The organism is Hyella patelloides LEGE 07179, assembly GCF_900659865.1.
Classification (GTDB): domain Bacteria; phylum Cyanobacteriota; class Cyanobacteriia; order Cyanobacteriales; family Xenococcaceae; genus Hyella; species Hyella patelloides.
Genome location: NZ_LR214404.1, coordinates 1 through 2,393, shown reverse-complemented (window position 1 = coordinate 2,393; position 2,393 = coordinate 1). Strand labels below are relative to the sequence as shown.

Genomic DNA, 2,393 nt, shown 5'->3' with positions numbered 1-2,393 from the left:
GAGGAACATCGTTAATTTTGTAACAGCGTTTCTTTAATGCTGAGAGATTGTTCCAGTGATATTTGTCTGTGGGATGGGCGGGTAAGAGTGCATCGTATTCATCCCCTAATGCCGTTCTGTACTTGGGGGCTTTTTGTCCTGGTTTGTTACTCCAAGGTTTATGGGGGCGGAGTTGATACTGTCCATTTGCGCCCTCAATCAGGATTCCTCCTGACTTGGCTGGGTATCCCAGGTATTCTGTTGATTGGGTTTGAGTTAAGGTTTGACATCCAGCCGTTATCCAAGAGGGGTTTAATCCTCTTTTGACACAGCAATGCTCGTAATCTGATGCTGATAGTTGATTTTGGCGCAGAATAGGTGGTGCTAATATACTCATGCTGCACCTCGGTTTCTTGATTTTTCTAGCTGAGATGGTTTAAATCCAATCAAACCATCAAACCAACCCACAGAATACAAGTCTATATCTATGTTTGGTTCTTGGCTTCTTTTATCGTCTTGTTTTACACTGGTAAGTGGATTGGACATCTTTGGTTCATTCCTTAAATAACGGTTATTGCAGGGTGGTTAAAGTTTCCTAGGCTGTTACCACCTTGCTTCAAACAATATGTATATTTAACCATGCATATAACTCTGGTGCAAGAAAAATTGTGTATGGTATAGTATACAGGGGGTGGTAACAAATGATTAAGAATAATATAAAATCGCTGATGGAAGCTCAAGGTCTTACGAGATATAGACTTTGGAAAGATACTAAACTGAATAGAGAAACGGCTTACAGATTGTATGACGATCCAGATTACATTCCCAGTAAATCAGTAATGGAATGTCTTTGGAAAACCTATCGTTGGCAGCCAGCGCAGTATATTTTTTGTATCCCCGAAGAATTAACTCAACAAGCTGTTTAATGTCTGTTTAGGCATACATATTTGTCCCTCGCTCATGCTACATCCCCTCCTCTGACTCTTCTTCTCCTTTGAGCAGCAGGTACTACTTCCACCGCCAAAAACAAAACCGTACTGTTTGGCTCTTCGAGATGTTGAAGACTCTCATTGAGTGCATTTTCTAGATGGTTTTGTCCTGAGAGAATCATGTAATTATTTTCTCTAGTGGCACAAACCTTTAATACTGGTAATCCTAATGATTCAATCTCTTCTCCAGTTACTAAAGCAATTGATAATACTGGACGCTCATTAGAGCGATGATTTGGCATAACCCTATATCCTACTTAAATACTACATAGCCGAGAGATTGCTTCTCACGAGTCTTGAAATCTTTCTGCTTTAATGTCGATAACACTCAAGGAATGAAGGCAGAGTTACCCTTGGGGGTGAAGACATCTCTATCAACTGCGATGTTAGTTTTTGATTGTCTGCCACCACATTTCGGTACTTTTGCTCCAGTTTCTTGACTTCTTGAGCCACCTTTAAAAAGTCTTCTAGATAACCCAGAGCTAGCCGTTCTGCTTCAGTGGGGTTGTCTCTCAAATAACGTCTTTCTCGTTCGATGACAAACTCAATTGCTAAATTTTTCATAATCCTGGGATGATTTAAGGGATTCAAATACTTTTGATTACAAGAAGCAACGCGACCTCAACACATCTTGCTTCTGCGCTTATCGCACGAATAAAAGCCAGCAGCAAGGTGTGTTGCTGCTGGCTTTCGCTTTTAAGCTGCTGTTAAATAGCCAATATTAGGATTTAACGTAATTTCAGAAGCTAAATCCTGACTTTTTCCTTCATACAATGATTTAATATAGGCTATTGCCTCATCCGATTTCTCCCAACTTTGAGACAAATCTAATTCTGCTTTGATGTATTGCTTGCATAAATAAAAAGGCTCAGCTTTCCAGCCTTGAGAGTTTTTGTAGAACGTTCCTAGTAGTTTTCTTTCGTTCCACAGCCGAAATAGCTCTCCAAACTCTTCTTCTACCGAATCTATTTCATACTTGATATAGCTCGATTCGTTGCTTTGATAGTCTTGGCTGTGCTTCAGTTCTAAACTTAAAGCATCTAATTCTTGTGATACACTATCCTTAGGAGTCGTCCAGAATTAACTTCGGATTTTTGGTAAAATGTTGAGCTAGACTTACAGCAAGAGAGAAAAAGTTGCCAACCAGAAGAATCCACCAGTGTCAATGCCAAATATGCCAACAAGTAGAGTCTAATCAGACCTTTGAACTACACAGCCAGATGAACTTATTATTAAGTCGACTAGATGAACAGCAAAGACGTTGGTATGTTGCTCTAGAAGCCAAAAAACTGGGACGTGGTGGAGTTAAACAAATGTCAAAGATCACAGGGATGGATCCAGATACCATTCGGCGAGGAACAGTAGAACTAGAAAATAACTTAGTTACAAGACCAGTGGAGCGAGAGAGAGTTGTGGGTGGCGGTC

Annotated in this window: 5 protein-coding genes and 2 pseudogenes; 2 read left to right on the top strand and 5 right to left on the bottom strand. The window is 40.2% G+C overall.

Annotated elements, in window-relative coordinates:
- Positions 1-376, bottom strand: a pseudogene (locus tag H1P_RS35245) (DUF3854 domain-containing protein); the annotation flags it as partial.
- Complete coding sequence (locus H1P_RS37140; protein WP_186376333.1) at positions 373-525, bottom strand: hypothetical protein; 153 nt, start codon at positions 523-525, stop codon at positions 373-375. The gene H1P_RS37140 and the pseudogene H1P_RS35245, both read right to left, overlap by 4 nt.
- A gap of 155 nt (positions 526-680) precedes the next feature.
- On the opposite strand from H1P_RS37140, the gene H1P_RS35240 reads away from it, so the two are divergent.
- On the top strand, positions 681-905 hold the full coding sequence (locus H1P_RS35240) for a helix-turn-helix domain-containing protein (protein WP_144876428.1): 225 nt from the start codon (positions 681-683) through the stop codon (positions 903-905).
- Between the two features lie 32 nt (positions 906-937).
- Here the strand turns inward: H1P_RS35240 and H1P_RS35235 are convergent, their stop codons facing one another.
- The 3 genes from H1P_RS35235 to H1P_RS39190 form a co-directional block, all read right to left on the bottom strand.
- Complete coding sequence (locus H1P_RS35235) at positions 938-1,210, bottom strand: hypothetical protein (protein ID WP_144876426.1); 273 nt, start codon at positions 1,208-1,210, stop codon at positions 938-940.
- Between the two features lie 70 nt (positions 1,211-1,280).
- Positions 1,281-1,532: a hypothetical protein gene (locus tag H1P_RS35230; protein WP_144876424.1), complete on the bottom strand. Its 252-nt coding sequence runs from the start codon at positions 1,530-1,532 to the stop codon at positions 1,281-1,283.
- A 132-nt stretch (positions 1,533-1,664) separates the two neighbouring features.
- On the bottom strand, positions 1,665-1,793 hold the full coding sequence (locus tag H1P_RS39190; RefSeq protein WP_281291298.1) for a hypothetical protein: 129 nt from the start codon (positions 1,791-1,793) through the stop codon (positions 1,665-1,667).
- Positions 1,794-2,188: 395 nt separating this feature from the next.
- Between H1P_RS39190 and H1P_RS35225 the strand changes: the two are divergent.
- Positions 2,189-2,393: pseudogene (locus H1P_RS35225) on the top strand (ISAzo13 family transposase); the annotation flags it as partial.